Raw genomic sequence first — 19499 nt, forward strand, 5'->3', positions numbered from 1 at the left:
CATCCGTGTTCACCCTTGACACGGCCGCGATCGTTCGGAGCATAATTGAAAACGATTGTCGTTTTCTTGTCTAGTGCGCTGACGCTCTGTGATCAGAATCCGACCTCGCCTGATCTCCGAAGGAGGACCATGAGCGCGACCCCGACGGGATCGTCGGTCGACCTCGCTGCCGTTGCCGCGGCCCTCGCCGAGGTGATGGACGTGCCCACCAGCACGATCGAGACCGACACACCCCTCGTCGAGCTGGGCCTGGAGTCGTTCACCGCGGTGCGGCTGCGCCGCCGGCTTCGCGAGGAGCTCGATCTCGATCTCCCGCTCACCGCTTTCCTCGGCGCGGCAACGGTTCGCTCGATCGCCGAGGGCGTGGTCGAGCCGAGTGAGGCCACCGGGTCGTTCCCGCTCACCCCGATCCAGTCGGCCTACTGGGTCGGCTGCGACTCGGCGTTCCCGCTCGGCGGGGTGGCGACTTTCTTCTACCGGGAGTACGACCGGATCCCTGCCGCAGCCCCGGAATCCGATCTGGACCGCCTGACCTCGGCGTGGAACACGTTGGTTCGGCGGCATCCGATGCTTCGCATGGTCGTGGGTGAAGACGCCCGGCAGCGCGTGCTGGATTCCGTGCCGCGCTACGAGATTCCCATCACCGACCTGCGGGGCGTTGACCCGGCGACCGCCGAACGCACCGCCGCTGAGTTGCGGCAAGCATGGTCGCACCAGGTGCGCCCGGCCGACCGCTGGCCGTTGTTCGACATCCAGGCGATTCTGCTGCCCGATGGCCGGACGCGGCTGTGCATGGGGATCGACGTGCTCGCGCTGGATCTGGCCGGGTTGATGCAGTTGCTCGCCGAATGGGGCGCGTTGGTCGAGGATCCGTCGGCAGAGCTGCCCGCACTGCGCACGACTTTCGCCGATGTGGTCCGCAAGCGGGAGTCCGACGCTGACGAGCAGCGACGCCGGGAGCGCGATCGTGCCTACTGGGCGGAACGTGTCCCGTCGCTTCCGCCCGGCCCGGTCTTGCCGTTGGCGTGCGACGTCGACCAGGTGCGCAACCACCGGTTCAGCAGGGCGTCGACGACGCTGGCGCCGGCGGACTGGGAGGCGCTGCGCGCGAGTGCGGCCGATCACGGTCTCAGCCCGACCGGGGTGCTGCTCGCGGCTTTCGGACTCACCCTGGCTCGGTGGGGAGCGACGGAGCCGTTCTGCCTGAACACCACGCTGTTCGACCGGCCCGACGACCCCGACCTGGAGTCGCTGGTCGGCGACTTCACCTCGACCGCGCTCGTCGCGATGCCCGAGCTGGATCCCGCGCGGTGGGCGGGTTTCGCAGACTACGCGACGCGCGCGAACCGGCAGTTCTGGGCCGACCTGGACCACCGGGCGGTGTCCGGCATGGAGGCGCAGCACTCCGCCGGGGAGCCCACGACGACACCGAAGTACCCCGTCGTCTTCACCAGCGGGCTGGGACTGTCCGATGAACAAAACAATCCGGCCGGGTGGCTCGGAGCAGAGGTCTTCGGCATCTCGCAAACCCCGCAGGTGTTGCTGGACCACATCGTCTATGCAGAAAGCGGCGCCCTGAAACTGTGCTGGGACTCGGTCGACGGCGCCTTCCCCGAAGGCTTCGTCAGCGGCATGCTCGACGCCCACACCCGGCTGCTGCACCGGCTGGCCCACGACCCCGCCGCCTGGACCGACACCACCCTCGGCTGGGACCCATCGTTCCTGCCGGCGGAAAAGCTGACGAGTGCGCCGTTCGGCCCGGTCGGCTCGCTGCTCGACGATCCGCTGCGGGCAGCCGCCGAACGATGTCCTGACGAGGCAGCTCTCCTGGACCCCGAGAATTCACTCAGCCACAAGGAGATTTCGTCGAACGCTGCGCAGACGGCTGCTGTGCTCGCGGCAGCCGGTGCCGGTCCGGGTGATCTCGTCGCGGTCGCGGTCGAGAAGAGCGCGGCGCAGATCACCGCGATCCTCGGGGTGTGCGCCAGCGGTGCGGGATATGTTCCGGTGGAGCCGTCGTGGCCGGGGAACCGCATCGCCTCCGCCTGCGCCCAGGCCGGCATCCGGCATGCCGTGGTAGGCCCCAGCGCACAGGTGGAATGGCCCGAAGACGTCACGGTGCACCGCTTACCGGAAAGCGGCGCGCTTCTCGATGAAGCGGCGGAAACGCCGGCGTTGCGGCGGCCGGAACCAGATGACCTGGCCTATGTCATCTTCACGTCCGGGTCCACCGGGCTCCCCAAGGGTGTCGCGATCGAGCACCGGGCCGCTCGCACCACGATCGACGACCTCGTCGACCGCTTCCCGATCGGTGCTGAGGACCGGATGCTGGCGCTGTCGGCGGTCAGCTTCGACCTGTCCGTGCACGACATCTTCGCCGTGCTCGGGGTCGGCGGAGCTCTGGTGCTTCCCGACGCCGAACGGCAGCGAGACCCGGGCCATTGGCTGGAGCTGATGCGTCAGCACCGGGTGACGTTGTGGAATACCGCTCCGGCGTTGTTGGAAATGCTGGTGGAGTACGCCGAGGTCGACCCCGAGCTGGCCCGGGAGGCGTTCGCACCGCTGCGGTTGGTGTTCCTGTCCGGGGACTGGATCCCGGTCACGTTGCCGGACCGGGTGCGCGCGCTCGCCCCGAACGCGCAGATCGTCAGCCTCGGCGGCGCGACCGAGGCGTCGATCTGGTCGATCTGCCATCCCGTCGGCGACGTGGAGCCCGAGTGGCGCAGCATTCCCTACGGTCGCGCGCTTCGGGGACAGCTGTTCCACATCCTCGACGAGCACGGTCGCCCGCAGCCTGTCGGCGTGCCCGGTGAACTGCACATCGGCGGCGGCGGCCTGGCGCGCGGCTACGTCGGGGATCCGAAGCAGACCGCCGACCGGTTCATCACCCACCCGCAGCTAGGTCTGCGGTTCTATCGCACCGGGGACATGGGGCACTGGCGCCACGACGGGACGATCGAGTTCCTCGGGCGCCTGGACCGGCAGGTCAAGATCCGCGGGCACCGCATCGAACTGGGCGAAGTCGAATCCGTGCTGGACCGGCTGCCCGGGATCCGCAAGTCGGTGGCGCTGTCGGTACCGGGCCCCGACGACCGGCCCCGCCTGGTGGCCTACGTCGTCCGGCACGCCGACGCCGAGATGACCGACGAGGACATGCGCCAGCGCCTGCGCGAGAACCTTCCCGAGTACATGGTGCCCACCCGTTTCGTCACGATGGACGAATTCCCGGTCACCGCCAACGGGAAGATCGATTACAAGGCGTTGCAGAACCCGTACCGACGAGACGCCGCGAACGATGCCGCCGGTGCGCCCGTCGCGACTCCTGCGGTGGCCGATTCGCGGCCCGATCGCGAAGCCGACCAGCCCGTCGAACGGGGTGTCGCGTTCGGGTTCGACGCGGCGCTCAACGACGCCACCGCCCGCGGCCTGGATGTCGCGATCACTTTCTCACCCGGCGCGTTGTCGCTGGCGGATGCGCTGTCCGCGGCGGGTGAAGGCGGCAAGCAGCTGCTGTCGGCCGCCGCGGCCGCCGGCCTGCGCACGACCGAGCGGTTGCGGGACGGGGCCCTCCTCGAACTCACTTTCACCCGCGACGCGGCTTCAGCCGCACCACTGGCGGTGATCACGTCGCCGGCTGCCGCGCCCGCTACGCCACCACCCACTCCGCCGCCTCCGGCAGCACTGCCGAGGCAGGTGGCGGAGGCCGAGGCGGCCGTCCAGAAGGTGTTCGGTGACCTCTTGAAGTCCGAAGTGGACGCCACGACGCAGTTCTTCGAGCTGGGTGCCACGTCGCTCACCCTGGTGCAAGCCCAACGCCGGCTCAGCGCGGAGCTCGATCCGAACCTGACGGTGGTCGACTTTCTGACCAATCCCACGGTCCGCGACCTGGCCGCAGTGATCGCGCAGCGAACGGAACCGGCGCCTGCTCGGCCCGCCTCGCCGGTTTCGGGTCGCCGCGCCGCCCGCGCGCATGCCGCGGAGTTGGCCCGATGATCGCCGTCACGGGCCTGGCCTGCCGCTTCCCTGGAGCTCAGGATGCCGCCGCGTTCTGGGAGATGCTGGTCACGGGCCGGGAAGGGCTGACGCGGTTCTCCGAAGAGGAGTTGGCGGCCCGCGGTGTTCCGCAGCGGCTGCGCGCCCATCCGGACTACGTGCCGGTCGGCGGGCTGATCGACGGGCAGGACCTGTTCGACCCCGAGCCGTTCGGCCTCACCGATGCCGAAGCCGCACTGCTCGACCCCCAGCAACGGCTCTTCCTGGAAGCGGCCTGGCAAGCGCTGGAACAGGCCGGGCACGGCTGTGGGCTGGGCGCCGGCTCGGTCGGGGTTTTCGCCGGGGCGGCGCACAGTTCCTACCTGGCCAGCAACCTCGCCGACCGGTGGAGCCCGACCGGCGGCGGCGCCGATCCGGTGGGCAGTCTGCAGACCGCGATGGCCACGCACACCGACTACCTGCCGCTGCAGGTGGCCTACCGGTTGAACCTGACCGGCCCGGCCATCGCGGTGAACACGACGTGCTCGACGTCGCTGGTCGCCGTGCACACCGCCGCGCAGTCGCTGCTCAACGAGGAATGCGATACCACCGTCGCAGGCGGGGTTTCGCTGATCGTCCCGCAGGGACACGGATATCTGCACGTGGCCGAGGGGATCTATTCCGCCGATGGCAGGGTGCGTCCCTTCTCCGCCGACGGCAGCGGCATCGTGTACTCGCAAGGAGTCGGCGCCGTCGTGCTGCGACGGCTGGAAGACGCGTTGGCCGACGGCGATCCGGTGTTGGCGGTCCTGCACGGCTCCGCGGTCAACAACGACGGTGCCGACAAGGCTGGATTCACCGCGCCGTCGTTGCGCGGGCAAGCTCGGGTGATCGCCGAGGCGCAGGCGATCGCCGGTATCGATCCCCGGCAGGTCGGCTACGTCGAGGCGCACGGAACCGCCACACGGCTCGGAGACCCTGTCGAAACCGCCGCGCTCCGGCGGGTCTTCGGCGACGCAGGTCCGGCCTGGTGCGGGCTGGGATCGGTGAAGAGCAACATCGGGCACGCCAACACCGCGGCAGGCATCGCCTCGTTCATCAAGACGACGTTGGCGATCCAGCACGGGATTCTGCCCGCGTCGCTGCACGCCGAACCTCTCAACGACCTGCTGCGGTTGGACGGTTCGCCGTTCGAGGTGCTCACCGAGACCAAGCAGTGGCAGGGCCCTGAATTGGCCGGGGTCAGCTCGTTCGGCATCGGCGGCACGAACTGCCACGTCGTGCTGGGCCCCGCGCCGAGCCGCGCCGCGGCGCAACCAGACTCTCGACCGCAGATCCTGACTGCGTCCGCACACAGCCGCGCAGCGGCCGAACAGACCGCAACGGCCATCGCAGAAGCCGAGCCCGCGGATGTGGCGGACCTCGCCCACACCCTGCAATCCGGACGGCCGGCACTCCCCTACCGCGTGGCCACCGCCGTGCGCGCTGGGCACAGCGCGGCCGCTTCACCGAGCGGAACCGCGGTCCAGGCCCTTTCCGCGCCACCACGCGTGGTCTTCGCCTTCCCCGGCGCCGGAAGCCAGTACCCGGGTATGGGTTCGCGGCTCTACGCAGAGGAGCCGGTGTTCCGGGGCTGTGTCGACGAATGCGCTGACCTGCTGCGCCCTTTGCTGGGAACCGACATTCGCGAGGTGGTGATCGGCGAGGCCACGGAGCAACGAGTCCGCGACGCCGCCTACGGCCTGCCCGCGTTGTTCGCGGGGTCGTTGGCGACCGCTCGACTGCTGGACTCCTGGGGTGTGCGGCCGGACGTGGTGCTCGGCCACAGCCTCGGTGAGTACACCGCCGCTGTGGTAGCCGGGGGGCTCTCATTGCAGGATGCCGCTCGGCTAGTCGCGGTCCGGTGCACCGGGGCGTCCCGTGCCGCGGGCGGCGGGAGCATGCTCGCGATCCAGCTCCCGGAAACCGAGGTGGCCAGGCTGCTGGCCAACCATCCCGAAGTCGACCTCGCTGTGGTCAACGCGCCGGATTCCTGTGTGGTTTCCGGGCCACGAGCGGCTGTCGAAGCACTCGCCGCGGATCTGGACGACGGCCACCGGTCAGCGTTGCTCCGCGTTGATGCGGCGCTGCACTCGCGGTTGGTGGAGCCCGCGATGCCAGCGGTTCGGGCCGCCGCCGAAGGCTTGCCGCCGCGGTCGCTGGCGGTGCCGATGGTCACGACCGTCACCGGCACCTACGCGGATGCGGAGCTGAGCACGGCAGACCACTGGGTTCGCCAGCTGCGGAACACCGTGCGGTTCTCCGATGCACTGCACACCGCCGTCGACCACGAAACCCCGACGATCGTGCTGCAGGTCGGGCCAGGCAGTGCGCTCGCCGGCCTCGCGCGGCGCAACAGTCTCGCCGCGCTGCACACCGCTCTGACCACCTTCACCACGGAAGAACCCGACGAGGCGATCTCCATCCGGGACGCCGTCGGCCAGCTGTGGGCGCACGGGCACGACATCGACTTCGCCGCTCAGCACACCGAGCCGCGTCGCCGAATCGCCGCGCCGGGTTACGCCTTCCAGCGGCGGAGACTGTGGATCGATCCGCCCGAACCCCGCCAGGCCCGCGCCGAAGTCGAGCCCGATCCCGCAGAGCCGCTGCAGATCGCGCGCTGGCAACAGCTTCCGCCAGCCGATCAACCAATCTCGTTGCCTGGCTGCTGGGTACTCGCCGCTGCTGCTGACGATGCCTTGGCCGCTGCTGTGCAGCGGGAGCTGAAGACGCAGGGCGGCGACTGCGTCACTGTCGACGAACTCAGTGGCGTCACCAGGCCCGTCGCTGGTGTGCTCGTGCTCGCAGACGGCGACGACGTGACGACCGGCATCCTCCGCCACGCCGAACTGGCGCGTGCCCTTTCCGAACTGGAACCGATCCCGCTGCTGCTGCATGTCACCAGGGGCGCTGAACAGGTCGACAGCCAAGACCGGCCCGACCCCGTGCAGGGCGCGCTTCGCGTTCTCCCACGGGTGCTCGGCCAGGAACTGCGCGGCCTGCGGTGGCGCACGCTCGACCTTCCGACCGGCTCGGAGGACGCCGCAGCAGTCGTGGCGGAGCTTGCCGACCTCAGTGGCGCGGAGCGGTCCTCCGGCTCGGAAATGGCGGTGCGAGGCGGTTCGCGGTGGCTGCGGACGATCGTGCCGTGGCGGCCGCGCAGAGCCATCCCCACACCGCAGACCGGTCGGACCGCGCTGATCACGGGTGGGCTGGGCGATGTCGGGCTGACCGCGGCCGAACACCTCGCGCGCCACGGGTACCGAGTCGTGATCACCTCGCGCTCCGGCCTGCCCGCCCGGCCGGAGCCCGGCAGCACCGCGGAGCAACGGCTCCAGGCCATCGAGCGGCTGACCGCAACCGGTGCCCAGATCGAGGTTCGTGCGCTTGATGCCACGGATGTTCCTGGCACAACGGCACTCCTGCAAGAACTGTCCAAAGAGGGGTGCCTCGACGTCGTGATCCACGCGGCCGGTGTCGTCGCGACCACTGCGGCGACACCACTGCGGGAAACCACCGCTGAGCACGTCACCGCCCACATCACCGCCAAGGCCGGCGGAGCGCTCGCACTGCGCGCGGCGATCGACGAGCTCCCGACCGAGCTGCGGCCTCGCACGGTGTTGCTGATGTCGTCGGTGACCACGCTGGTCGGTGGCATCGGTATGGGCCCATACGCGGCGGCCAACGGCTTCCTCGACGCCCTGGCGATGTCCGCCGGTGACGACTCGACCCGCTGGGTGAGCGCGGTGTGGGACGGCTGGCGGGTCGGCCCGCTGGGCTCGGAACGCACAGTCGTGCTCGACCACGCGCTGGACGCCGAGACCGGCATGGCCGCGCTGGACCGGCTCCTCGCCGGCGCGACGCCGCCGGTGGTGGCGGTCGCCGCCACCGGGCTGGCCGACCGGATGGCGCAGGCCGCCTTCACCGAACGCGGCGAGACTGCCGGGAACCTGGCCGACCCCGTCGAAGGCGCGGTCGCCGAGCTGTGGAGCGAGCTGTTCGGGTCGCCGGTGACCTCGGCCGATGCGGATTTCTTCCTGCTCGGCGGGCATTCTCTGCTGGCGACGCGGATGCTGGCGGCGGTGCGGGAGCGCTTCGGCGTTGATCTGCGGCTGCGCGATCTGCTCGCCCAGCCGACCGTCGCTGCCATCGCCGCCCGCATCAGCACAGCCGGTCCCGTACCTGAACCCGCTCCCCCGCTGACGGTGGAGGCCACGGCCCCGGACGGCACGTTCCCGCTGACGCGCGTGCAGCACGCCTACTGGGTGGGCCGCGACGGCGGCTACGAATGGGGCGACGTGCCCTGCCACTTCTACCTGGAGTACGACTGCCAGGACCTCGACGTCGACAGGTACGAACGGGCCTGGAACCAGGTGCTCGCGCGCCATTCCATGCTGCGGACCATCATCACCCCGCAGGGCGTGGCGAAGGTGCTCGACGACGTGCCCGCCTACCGCATCCGCGTGCACGACCTGACCTCGCTGCCGGAGCAGCGCAGGGCGGCTCGGCTGGAGCGGCTGCGCGAGCGCATCAGCCGCCAGCCGGGACCTGCGGATCGGTGGCCGCTGGTGCAGGTCCAGGCGGCGCGACTGCCCGGTGGCCGGGTCCGGTTGTTCATCGGCGTGGACGTGCTGATCTGCGATGCGGCGAGCTGGTGGATCATCGACCGCGAGCTGCGGCACTTCTACCGGTCCCCGGATCAGCCGCTGCCGGACATCGGCGTCGACTTCGCCTCGTGCGCGGCGGCGTTGGAGCAGCGGCACCAGGGCGAACGCGGGCAGCAGGCCGCCGCCTACTGGCGCGACAAGCTCGACTCGCTACCCGGTGCGCCCGCGCTGCCGGTGCGCGAATCCGAGGCGCCGACGCGATTCGTCCGGCGAGCCGCGACACTGGAACCGGACGACTGGGCCGCATTGCAGACCGTAGCCGCCCGGCACCGGGTGACGCCCACGGCCGCGCTGCTCACCGCCTACACCGAGACGCTTTCGGCGTGGTCCGGCAGCGACCGGTTCTCGATCATGCTGACGTTGTTCGACCGCCCGGACATCCATCCGCAGGTGTCCGAAGTGGTCGGTGATTTCACGTCGCTGGTGCTGCACGCGGTGGACCACTCCCAGCCGGCCTCCTTCCTGGAGAGGGCCCGGGCCGCGCAGGCCCTGCTGTTCGCCGACCTGGACCACCGGGACTTCTCGGGCCTCGAAGTGCTGGCCGAGCGGTCATCCCGCCTCGGCCGCCGGGTCTCGGTGCCCGTGGTGTTCACCAGCGCGCTGGGGCTGCAGGACGTCATCGGCGCGGAACACGACCCGGAGTGGGCCGGCACCCAGGTGGCGGCGCTCAGCCAGACGCCCCAGACACTGCTGGACCACCAGGCACTGGAGCAAGGCGGACGGCTCTTGCTGCAGTGGGACGCGCTGGAACCGGTCCTGCCACCGGATCAGCTCGACCAGGCCTTCGCCGACTACGTGCAGCGCGTCGAGCAGCTGGCCACCGATCCGTCCGCATGGGACGGCGCGGACGTCGCCGACGAGGACATCGCCTTGCCGGTCCGACCGGGCGGTGGCCGGCACACGCTGTTCTTGATGCACCCCTCCGGCGGTGACGTGGTCTGCTACGCCGAACTCGCCCGGCTGCTCGACGACCGGGTCGACGTGGTGGCACTGACCGATCCGGAGCTGGTCGACGGCCGCGGCGCCACCGACATCGCAGGGATGGCCGCGCGCTTCCTCGACGTGGTGCGCCGGACGCAGCAGCACGGCCCCTACCTGCTCGGCGGCTGGTCGATGGGCGGTGACCTCGCGCAGGAGATGGCCCGCCGGCTCCACGCGCTTGGTGAGCGGACCGAGCTGCTGGTGATGCTCGACTCCAACGACCCGAGCTACATCACGCACATCGACGGGGGTGCGGACGAGGTGGAGCTGGCCGTCATCCGGCGTTTCCTGGGCGCGCTGGAGGGATTCGTAGGCGCCGACCTCGGCGTGGGCCCCGACCAGGGCGCCTCGGCCGTCATCGAGGCGATCCGGGAGCTCTCGGCCGATCAGCGCTGGGACGAGATCGACCGGCGGCTGCGAGCCGCCCGGCTGCTCGGGCGCCGCGACAGCGCCCGCCAGCGGGTCTCGGTGTTCGCCCGGCACCTGCGTGCGCTGGCCGACCACGAACCCGGGCGGCTGGACGACGAGAGCACCAGGACGTTGCTGGTGCGCGCCGATCGCCCGGCGCCGCGCAACTCCGGCGTGGGCATGGGCGTCGACGACACCCCGCCCGGCCTGGCGGACCTGGGCTGGGGCCGCCACCTGGCCGGACCGCTGGACGTGGTCGGCGTCGACGCCCACCACTACTCACTGCTGAGCCCACCGGCGATCACGCAAGTGGCGGCAGCGATCAACGAAGCGCTGAAAACGGCGCTGGACCGGCTCTGATCCACCCCCCGTGCGTCTTCTGCCACGGCCGGAAGGCGCACGGATCCGAACCGACGAAGGACCTCGATGCAACGACGACAGTTCGTCCTCGGCGCAGCCCTGGCCACCGCACTGGTGGCCACCGGTTGCGCCGCCAGCAGCACTCCGGGCACGAGCACCGACACGCTCCGCTACGCGGCCGTCGGCGCTCCGGCGGCGGCCAGCAACGATCCGCACGGCGGGCTCGGCAACGAGTCCGACGCCATGCGCTTCGCTCTGCTCTACGACGTGCTCACCGTGCCGGGCAGCGACGGCAGCACACAGCCCCGGCTGGCGACCTCCTGGACGTCGGACCCGACGTTGACCCGCTGGACTCTCGCGCTGCGCCCGGACGCGACCTTCACCGACGGGCGGCCGGTGCGGGCCGCCGACGTGCTGTTCTCACTGCGCCGGATGCAAGACAAAGCCGCCGAGAACTACGGCCGGATGGCCATGTTCGACCTCGCCGCGTCCACTGCGGTCGACGACCACACGCTGAGCCTGGCGACGCACAAGCCCTTCGCCGAAGTCGGCAAGGCGCTGGAGTCGGCGACCTTCGTGGTGCCCGAGGGCAACACCGACTTCGCCCACCCGGTCGCCGGTTCCGGACCGTTCCGGATGGCCGGCGGCGACGCCGCCAACGCCGTGCTGGAACGCAACGATCGCTGGTGGGGGCCGCGCCCGCCGCTGCGGCGCATCGAGATCCGCGCGATCGCCGACCCCCAAGCGCGGGCCGACGCGGTCGCGGCCGGGCAGGCCGATGTGGCCGGCAGCGTGAACCCGGCGGCCGCACGGCAGTCCGAACAGGACGGTCTGCAGGTCGTGCACCGGCCGGCAGTGACGGTGTATCCGGTGGTCATGCGCCTGGACCGGGCACCGTTCGATGACCCCCGCGTCCGCGAGGCGATCAAGCTCGCCGTGGACCGCAAGCAGTTGGTGGACACCGTCTTCCTCGGCCAGGGCGCGATCGGCAACGACCTGCTCACCCCTGCCGATCCGACCGCCCCGGCACCGCCGCAGCGGCAACGCGACCTCGACCAGGCACGACAGCTGCTGGCCGACGCCGGGCATGCGGGCGGCTTGGACCTCACGCTGCGGACGACGGCGGCCTACCCGGGCATGGACACCGCCGCGACGCTGCTCGCCGACCAGCTCAAGGCCGCCGGCATCCGGGTCCGAGTGCAGGTGGAACCGCAGGACACCTACTGGACCCAGGTCTATTCGCAGGCCGACTTCTACGTCAGCTACCTCGGCGGGATCCCGTTCCTCGACGTGGCGCGGGTGGCGTTGCTGTCGACGTCGCCGACGAACGAGACCGCGTGGCACCGGCCGGATTGGGACCGCGGCTTCGACGCGGCCCTCGCCACGCCCCACGAAGCCGGGCGTGGCGCACAGCTGGGCCGGTTGCAGCAGCAGGTGCGCGATGAGGGCGGCTACCTGGTGTGGGGCGCCGGCGACGGCCTCGACTTGGCGCGCCCGCAGGTGACGGGGCTGCCCACGGGGCCGGGATTCCAGCGGTTGTTCATCGACCAGGTCCGGATCAACGCCGCGTGATCCCGTCACTGCTCCGCTCGACCGCGCGCAGCTCCCTGTTGCTGCTCGCGGTCGCCGTCCTGGTCTTCGCCGCGACCGAGCTGCTGCCCGGTGACGCGGCGCAGGCCAGGACGCGCGGCCGGGCCAGCGATGCGGAGCTGGCCCGGCTGCGCGCGCAGGCCGGGCTGGATGATCCGGTGTGGCAGCGCTTCGGCCGCTGGTTGGCTGGTTTGCTGCGCGGGGACGCCGGTCGGTCGCTGATCAGCGACCGACCGGTGTCGGATCTGATCGCCGAACGACTGCTCACGACGCTGCTGCTGACCGGTCTCGCGCTAGCGGTGGCGGTGCCGCTGATGCTGCTGGTCGCGTGGGCGGGCAGCGCACCGCGCCTGCGGGCTCCGGCCAGCGGCGCGATCGCGGCTGCCGCCGGTGTGCCGCAGGTCGTGGTCGCCGGAGCCCTGGTCGCACTGTTCTCCGGCCTTCTCCATTGGCTGCCCAGGGTTTCGCTGCTCCCCATTGGACAGTCGCCGTGGCGGCAACCAGAACTCCTGGTATTGCCGACACTGTCCCTGGCTCTGCCGGCGGCGGCGTACGGCGCGGGTGTGCTCGCCGGAGCGGTGGCCGACGTGCGGCAGTTGCCTCACGTCGGCGATGCCGTCCTGCGAGGTGTCCCGTGCTGGCTCGTTGCGGCGCGGCACGTCCTTCCGATGCTGCTCGCACCGCTGCTGCGCATCCTCGCGATCATCGCTGGTGGGCTGATCGCGGGTGCTGCCGTGGTGGAGACCGTCTTCGGCTACAACGGCCTGGGCGAGCTGCTGGTCAGTTCGGTCGCCAGCCGTGATGTGCCGACCGTTCAGGCCGTGGCGGTGCTCGGTGCCGCGGTCGTGCTCGCCGGGCTGTGGCTGGCCGACCTGGTTCAGGGCGGCACCGGATGAAGCGGACGATCTGCGGCTTGTCGATCGCCGTGGTGTGCATGGCTCTCCTGGGCGGGGTGCTTGCTCCGCACGGTCCCACCGAGATCATCGGCGTGCCGCACGCACCTCCGGGTTCAGGCGCGCTCCTCGGCACCGATGGGCTCGGCCGGGATGTGCTGTCGCGGGTGCTCTCCGGCGGCCGGGACCTCGTCCTGATCGCGACGCTGGCCGCGCTGCTGGCGACGTCACTAGGTGTCGCCGGAGGTCTGTTCGCCGGCTGGGCCGACGGCCGGGCCTCCCGGCTGCTGACCGCGCTGGCCGACGTGCTGCTCGCCACTCCCCTGCTGCTCGTCGCACTGGTGCTGGCCGTTTCGCTGCCCGGTGATGCGGCTGTCGTGGCCGCGACCGTCTGCGGCGGCACTCCGCTGACCCTGCGGGTGGTCCGCGACGCCGCCCGGCTCTCCCGCCGCTCCGGGTACGTCGAGGCGGCCCGGTGCCGGGGCGAACGCGGTGCGGTGCTCCTCGTCCGGGAGGTCCTGCCGTCGATGGCCGGCCTGGTATCGGCCGATGCCGGGATGCGCTTCGTGGTCGCGATGCAGGTCGCCGCCGCGCTGAGCCTGCTCGGCTTCGGCGCCCAGCCACCGGATGCCGACTGGGCGCTGATGATCCGCGAGAATCTGCCCGGTTCCGGGCTCAACCCCGCAGGGGTGATCGCCCCCGCCGCAGTCTTGGCGGTGGTGACCGCTGGTGTCGCCGCTGCGGCGGCGCTGGCCGGCAGGAGGTCGGCATGAGCGTCTTGGAAGTCGACGGGATGACCGTGCTCGACCGGCGGGGACGTGCGGTGATCTCGGACGTCTCGCTGCACGCCGCCGCCGGTGAGGTCGTCGCGGTGGTCGGCCCGTCAGGCAGCGGGAAATCCACGCTGCTGCACGCGTTGCTGGACGCCTTGCCAGCAGGATTGCGCCGGGCGAGCGGCACGGTCCGTTGGGCTGGCCGGACGGTCGCACCTGGAAGTGCTGCGCGGCGCTGGCGGCGAACCGTGGCGGGCATCGTCGGTCAAGATCCCGCCGCTGCGCTGAACCCGTTGCAACGAGTGCATTCCCTGGTCGCCGAAGGCGCGCCAGACGCGCAGCTGGTCCAGCGCGCGCTCGATGATCTTGGGCTCGACAGCGCCCGGCTGTGGCGGCGGCGTCCGCATCAGCTCTCCGGTGGGCAGGCGCAACGCGTCGCCCTGGCCCGCGCGCTGGTGGGTGATCCGGAGTTGCTGGTGCTCGACGAGCCGACGGCCGGCCTGGATCCGGACGCCCTCGAACTGGTCGTGCGGGCGATTGCGAACCGACGTGCCGACGGACGCTCGGTGACGCTGGTGGTCTCGCACGACCGGGACTTCGTGTCCCGGCTGAGCGATCGCGTCGTCTCGTTCGGGGAGGCGACGAGGCCCACCGCTGACCGAACGATCGTGGGGAGATCGGCTGCACCGGTGTTCTCGGCGTCCGAGCTGACGGTCTCGCAAGGCGGCACGACGCTGCTCGACAACGGTGCTTTCGAGCTCCACCGGCACGAGCTCGTGGCCGTGCTGGGGCCATCCGGTTGTGGCAAGAGCACGATGCTGCGGGCGTTGGCCGGGTTGCACGTGCCGGATTCGGGCGAGGTCCGGTGGCTGGGCGAACCGCTCCCGGCTCAAGTCGAGCGCCGATCCCGCTCCCAGTTGCGCGCTGTGCAGTTCATCGCGCAGGATCCCGCCAACGCGCTCAACCCGGCGCACCGCGTCGGCGCCGCAATCGCCCGAACCGCGCAGCTGCTGCGCGACGTTTCTCCCGCCGACGCTCGGAAACGAGCCGACGACCTGCTGCGCTTGGTGGGGCTCGAAGGTGCCGCGAAACGCTTTCCGCGCGAGCTCTCCGGCGGGCAACGCCAACGCGTGTCCCTCGCGCGGGCGCTCGCCGCCGAGCCCGACGTGCTCCTGGCCGACGAGATCACATCCGCGCTCGACGATGCCACGGCCCACGACGTGCTCGATCTCCTCGACCGGCTGCGCACCGACGGTCTCGCCGTCCTGCTGGTCACGCACGACCGGACGATCGCCGACCGCGCCGACCGCACGCTCCGGCTGCACCAGCGCGGCCTGGCGCCCACCAGTTCCGACAGATCGGAGGAAACCCGTGCCCGGTGACGACACCGTGCCTGCAGACGACACAGCCATGCTGTGGCGAGCGGCCGAACACCTCAGCGCCCATCCCTGGATCGCTGCGGCCGAAGTGGATGACGAGGCCGTGCGGCTCGTTCCTGCCCGCGAGGCGCTCGCGGTGCGACCGACGCCGGGCGGGCTGCTCACCGAACACCTCGACCAGTGGAGCGAGGTCTACGACTGGACCTACTCCCAGGCCTCCGGGCGACATGCCGACGACCTGGACTTGTCGGGTTGGCGGGCGTCGGACACCGGCGAGCCGTTCCCGGTGGAGCACATGACCGACTGGCTGCGCCACACCGTCGAACTCGTGCTGCGCAACAAACCCCGTCGGGTGCTCGAACTCGGTTGCGGCACAGGCATGCTCATGCACCGCCTGCATCCACACGTCGACGCGTACGTCGGCACCGACGTAGCCGCTGACGCCGTGCGGAAACTGTCCGCATCAGCTCCGAAGGGCGTCAGGATCGTGCAGGCCGCCGCGCACGAGGCGCGAAGCGCTCCAGTGCAGGAGGCCATCGCAGCGGCCTTTCCCGGAGCTCAGCCCGACTGTGTGCTGCTCAACTCCGTCACGCAGTGCTTCCCCAGCGTCGAATACCTGCGTGCGGTCGTGCACGACGCGATCGGCATGGTCGCGCCGGGTGGCAGCGTCGTCATCGGCGACGTCCGCCACGCCGGACTGCTGCACGACCACCACCGCTGGCTCGACGACGCCGCCACAACCGCAGAACTGGACGAACGTGCCGAGCGCGACGAAGAGCTGCTCTTCGACCCGGCGCTGCTGGCCCGCTTGGCCGCCAAAGCCGGCCACGAAGTCCGGATCGCCGCCTTCGCCAAGACCATGCGCGCCGACACCGAGCTGACGCGCTACCGCTTCGACGCGGTGCTCCACATCGACCACGCCACCCCGACTGCTGAACCGACCGTGATCCGCTGGCCGGATCTCCCCACCGGCAACAGGATCGCAGCCCTGCGTGCCCGCCTCGACGAGACGCCGGTACGGATCGAGCAGATCCCCAACCGGCTGCTCCCCCCCGATGCCGGCACGACCGCCGCCGAACTGCACCAGGCCATCGGCGATCTGGACGCAGTGGTCTGCCTGGATCCGACCGATCCGCGACTGCTGGAGGTCATCGCGCCCGCCAGCTCCCTCGCCCGGCCGGTGCGGGACATCCCCGGCCCGGGAGCGGCCCACGAGCCGCTGCACGGGTTCGTGCGCCGCAGGCTCGCCGAGGTCGCCCGGCGGGAACTGCGCCGCGCGGGCCACGCTCCGGTGCCGATCACTGTCGCGCCGGGAGGCGCAGATGCCTGCTGACGCCTTGGAAGACCTCGCTCGATCCGCAGAGGCCGCGATCCGCGAGGTCGACGCATCCGCACTGCCCGGCTTCATGCGGCAGCTCGACCACGCCGCCCTGTTGGCGATGGCCCGCACCCTCGGCCGCAACGGGCTGTTCCGGCCGGGCATCCGCCACCGCTGGGACCAGATCGCCGACCGGCTGCGCGTCGCACCCCGCCACCGCTGGATCCTCCGCCGCTGGCTCACCGCACTGCACGAAGAAGGCCTGCTGCAACGCGACGACACGGGCTTCGTCCACGACCTGCGCGCTGTGCAGCGGTCCGAGGCGGCCGAGGCCACCGCCCTGGTGGCCGAAGCCGCCCAGGGCCTGGGATATCCCGCCGAGATGGCCCGGTTCTTCGTTTCGGCGATCGAGCAGCTCCCCCGCCTGCTCCGCGACGAGGTGGCGGTGCAGACGCTCTTGTTCCCCGACGGGGATCTCTCGACCGCCGAAGGCGCCTACAAGGACAACGTCATCAACTGCTACCTCAACGCGGCAGCGGTCGAATTGCTGCGCGGAGAATGCCGACGCGCTTCGGCCCCGCTCCGCGTGCTGGAACTCGGCGCCGGTGTCGGCGGGACCACCGCCGCCGTCGTGCCCGCGCTCGCCGGCGAGCCCGTGGACTACCTGTTCACCGATGTCTCCCAGTTCTTCCTGGACGCCGGACGGCGGCGGTTCGGCGACCGGCTCCGCTACGGGATCTTCGACATCAACGCGGACCAACCCGTGCAACCGGGCTCCGCCGATGTCGTGCTCGCCGCGAACGTCCTGCACAACTCCGTCCACATCGGACGACTGCTCGCGCGGTTGCGGGACCTGCTCGCCCCCGGCGGGCTGCTCGTGGTCATCGAGTCGTGCCGGGAGCACTACCAGGCCATGACGTCGATGCAGTTCCTGATGTCCCCGCGCGACGGCGAACCGCAGCCCGGCGCCACCGACGTGCGGGCCGGTACCGACCGCATCTTCCTCACCCGCGACGAGTGGCTGGGCGAACTGGCCGACGCCGGCTACACGCCGCTGCTCGACCTGCCCGCCCCGACGCACCCGCTCGCCACCCTCGGCCAGCACGTCTTCGCCGCCCGAACCGACGAACTGGAGCAACCATGACCGCCGAACCCGACATCAGCACCGTGCTGGCCGAGATCTGGGCCGAACTGCTCGGCCTGGACGAGGTGGCGCCGGAGTCGAGCTTCCTCAACCTCGGCGGGGATTCCGTGCTCGCCGTGCGGATGTCCGCCCTGGTCCGCCGGAAACTCGGCGTGGCGCTCGCCCTGTCCGACGTCCGGGTGGAGATCACCCTCGCCGAGTTGTCCGACCTCGTCGCCCGCCGCAGCGCCGGCACATCCAGCGACCGGGCACTGCCCGTCGAGGTGACCCGGCGCCTCGATCCGCTCGCACCGTTCCCGCTGCTGCCGCTGCAGCAGGGCTACTTCGTCGGCCAGCAAGACGGCTGGGAAATGTCCTACGACTCCGCGCACCACTACGTCGACATCGGCCTCACCGGCGTCGACCCGGACGAGGCCCCGGAAGCGCTCCAGGACGCACTGCGCCGACTCGTGCAGCACCAGCCGACGCTGCGAGCTCGCGTGCTACCCGAGGGCCGGCAGCACATCCTCGCCGCCGACGACCCCGATGCCGTGCCCACCCTCCAGGTGATCGACCTGCAAGACGCGCCTGACGAGGAAGCCGACGCCGCGGTGGCGGCCACCCGGGTTCAGATGAGCACCAACGGCCCGGATCCCGCTCGCGGCCCCGGCGTGGAGATGCGCCTGACGCTGCTGCCCGGCGACCGCGCCCGGCTGCACACCGCGGTCAGCCTGCTGATCATCGACGGCTGGTCGTCGAACGTCTTCTACCGCGACCTGTTCGCCCTGGTGGCCGACTGGAACGCGATGCTGCCGCCGCTGGAGGTCGATTACGGCGACTACGTCACCTCGGTGTCGACGCTGCCCGACACCGACGCGTGGGAAGCCCACCGCGACTGGTGGTGGGACCGCCTCGACGACTTCCCGCTGCCACCGGCCCTGCCGCTGGTCGCCGAACCGCGCGAGGTACGGCCGCAGCTCATGGGCACCCGCCAGACCACTGTGGACGCCGAAACCTGGGCAGCGTTCCGCAAGCAGTGCACCGCGCACGGGGTGACGCCGTCCGCGGCGATGTTCACCGCCTACGCGATCGTGCTGGCCCGCCAGGCCGGACACCGCCACATGCTGCTCAACTCCTTGCAACTCAACCGCTTGCCACTGCACCCCGACGTGCACCGCATCGTCGGCGCGTTCGCCTCGACGATGCTCATCCCGGTGGAGCTGGCCGAAGGCACCACCTTCGCCGGACTGGCCGCCGACAACCAGCGCCGGTTCAGCGAATCGGCGGCGCACAACCTGATCAGCGGCGTCGAGGTGTCCCGGGAACTGGGCCGCCGCCGCGGCACGCACCGCCCCGTCGCGCCCATCGTGTTCCAGAGCACCCTCGGGATGGACGCGGCCATGGGCGAACGCGTGCCGGACACCGCCGGTCCGCTGGGGCGCATCGACATGGCCGAACACCACCAGCAGCTGCGCACCCCGCAGGTCGCGCTGGAAGTGCGGATGTTCGAGCTGCGCGACGAGATGTTCCTGGTGTTCTCGCTGGTGGACGAGCTTTTCGACACTGTCGTGGTGGACGCGATGTTCCGCGAGCTGACCGGCATCGCCCGCACGCTCGCCGAACCGGGTAGCTGGGACGCCCCGGTGGCGCTCCCACCCGCGGCGGACGCTCCGGAATCGACGGATCTGCGCGTCGGCCGGTACGAACGCCAAGACCGAACCGAAGAGGCCGGTGCACCGCGAACCGACCTGGAACGCACGATCGCCGAAGTGTGGGAGGAAATGCTCGCGATCAGCGGAGTGGACCGCGCGGCCGACTTCTTCGCTCTGGGCGGTGATTCCTTGCTCGCAGTCCGAGTGCTCGGCAAACTCGCCCGGGACGGAATCACCGCGCCGGTCCGGGACTTCCTCGAAACCCCCACGATCGCCGGCCTGGCCGCGCTCGCGGAGCGCAACCGCTGACCGGCTTCGCCACGGATGCCGTGAGTACTTTGGGG

The 19499-nt window shown here is 71.0% G+C and carries 9 protein-coding genes; all 9 read left to right on the plus strand.

The window, feature by feature from the left end:
- The first annotated feature begins 45 nt into the window (after window positions 1-45).
- The 9 genes from AC07EQ_RS33900 to AC07EQ_RS33940 all read left to right on the plus strand — a co-directional run bounded on the left by AC07EQ_RS33900 (window position 46) and on the right by AC07EQ_RS33940 (window position 19464).
- Window positions 46-3993 carry a non-ribosomal peptide synthetase gene (locus AC07EQ_RS33900; protein ID WP_478391907.1) on the plus strand — a complete coding sequence of 1316 codons (3948 nt, stop codon included), beginning with the start codon at window positions 46-48 and terminating at the stop codon, window positions 3991-3993.
- Window positions 3990-10427: an SDR family NAD(P)-dependent oxidoreductase gene (locus AC07EQ_RS33905; protein ID WP_478391908.1), complete on the plus strand. Its 6438-nt coding sequence runs from the start codon at window positions 3990-3992 to the stop codon at window positions 10425-10427. The genes AC07EQ_RS33900 and AC07EQ_RS33905 overlap by 4 nt, the downstream gene beginning before the upstream one ends.
- A gap of 66 nt (window positions 10428-10493) precedes the next feature.
- Window positions 10494-11999 (plus strand): ABC transporter substrate-binding protein, encoded by a 1506-nt coding sequence (locus AC07EQ_RS33910; RefSeq protein WP_478391909.1) that lies wholly within the window; start codon window positions 10494-10496, stop codon window positions 11997-11999.
- Complete coding sequence (locus AC07EQ_RS33915; protein WP_478391910.1) at window positions 11996-12913, plus strand: ABC transporter permease; 918 nt, start codon at window positions 11996-11998, stop codon at window positions 12911-12913. The genes AC07EQ_RS33910 and AC07EQ_RS33915 overlap by 4 nt, the downstream gene beginning before the upstream one ends.
- The gene (locus AC07EQ_RS33920) at window positions 12910-13683 is read left to right on the plus strand and encodes an ABC transporter permease (RefSeq protein ID WP_478391911.1); all 774 of its coding nucleotides are present in this window, start codon (window positions 12910-12912) and stop codon (window positions 13681-13683) included. Before AC07EQ_RS33915 ends, AC07EQ_RS33920 begins: the two co-directional genes overlap by 4 nt.
- Window positions 13680-15065: an ABC transporter ATP-binding protein gene (locus tag AC07EQ_RS33925; RefSeq protein WP_478391912.1), complete on the plus strand. Its 1386-nt coding sequence runs from the start codon at window positions 13680-13682 to the stop codon at window positions 15063-15065. The genes AC07EQ_RS33920 and AC07EQ_RS33925 overlap by 4 nt, the downstream gene beginning before the upstream one ends.
- The gene (locus tag AC07EQ_RS33930) at window positions 15055-16395 is read left to right on the plus strand and encodes a class I SAM-dependent methyltransferase (protein ID WP_478391913.1); all 1341 of its coding nucleotides are present in this window, start codon (window positions 15055-15057) and stop codon (window positions 16393-16395) included. The genes AC07EQ_RS33925 and AC07EQ_RS33930 overlap by 11 nt, the downstream gene beginning before the upstream one ends.
- Window positions 16385-17524, plus strand: a complete 1140-nt coding sequence (locus tag AC07EQ_RS33935; RefSeq protein ID WP_478391914.1) for a class I SAM-dependent methyltransferase — start codon at window positions 16385-16387, stop codon at window positions 17522-17524. The genes AC07EQ_RS33930 and AC07EQ_RS33935 overlap by 11 nt, the downstream gene beginning before the upstream one ends.
- Window positions 17521-19464, plus strand: a complete 1944-nt coding sequence (locus AC07EQ_RS33940; protein ID WP_478391915.1) for a condensation domain-containing protein — start codon at window positions 17521-17523, stop codon at window positions 19462-19464. Before AC07EQ_RS33935 ends, AC07EQ_RS33940 begins: the two co-directional genes overlap by 4 nt.
- Window positions 19465-19499 lie beyond the last annotated feature (35 nt).

This window comes from Saccharopolyspora sp. NPDC045839, from assembly GCF_056431645.1.

Coding starts and splice junctions, on each gene's coding strand:
- AC07EQ_RS33935 (WP_478391914.1), top strand. CDS start 16,385: ATGCCTGCTGACGCCTTGGAAGACCTCGCTCGATCCGCAGAGGCCGCG.
- AC07EQ_RS33925 (WP_478391912.1), top strand. CDS start 13,680: ATGAGCGTCTTGGAAGTCGACGGGATGACCGTGCTCGACCGGCGGGGA.
- AC07EQ_RS33910 (WP_478391909.1), top strand. CDS start 10,494: ATGCAACGACGACAGTTCGTCCTCGGCGCAGCCCTGGCCACCGCACTG.
- AC07EQ_RS33920 (WP_478391911.1), top strand. CDS start 12,910: ATGAAGCGGACGATCTGCGGCTTGTCGATCGCCGTGGTGTGCATGGCT.
- AC07EQ_RS33905 (WP_478391908.1), top strand. CDS start 3,990: ATGATCGCCGTCACGGGCCTGGCCTGCCGCTTCCCTGGAGCTCAGGAT.
- AC07EQ_RS33940 (WP_478391915.1), top strand. CDS start 17,521: ATGACCGCCGAACCCGACATCAGCACCGTGCTGGCCGAGATCTGGGCC.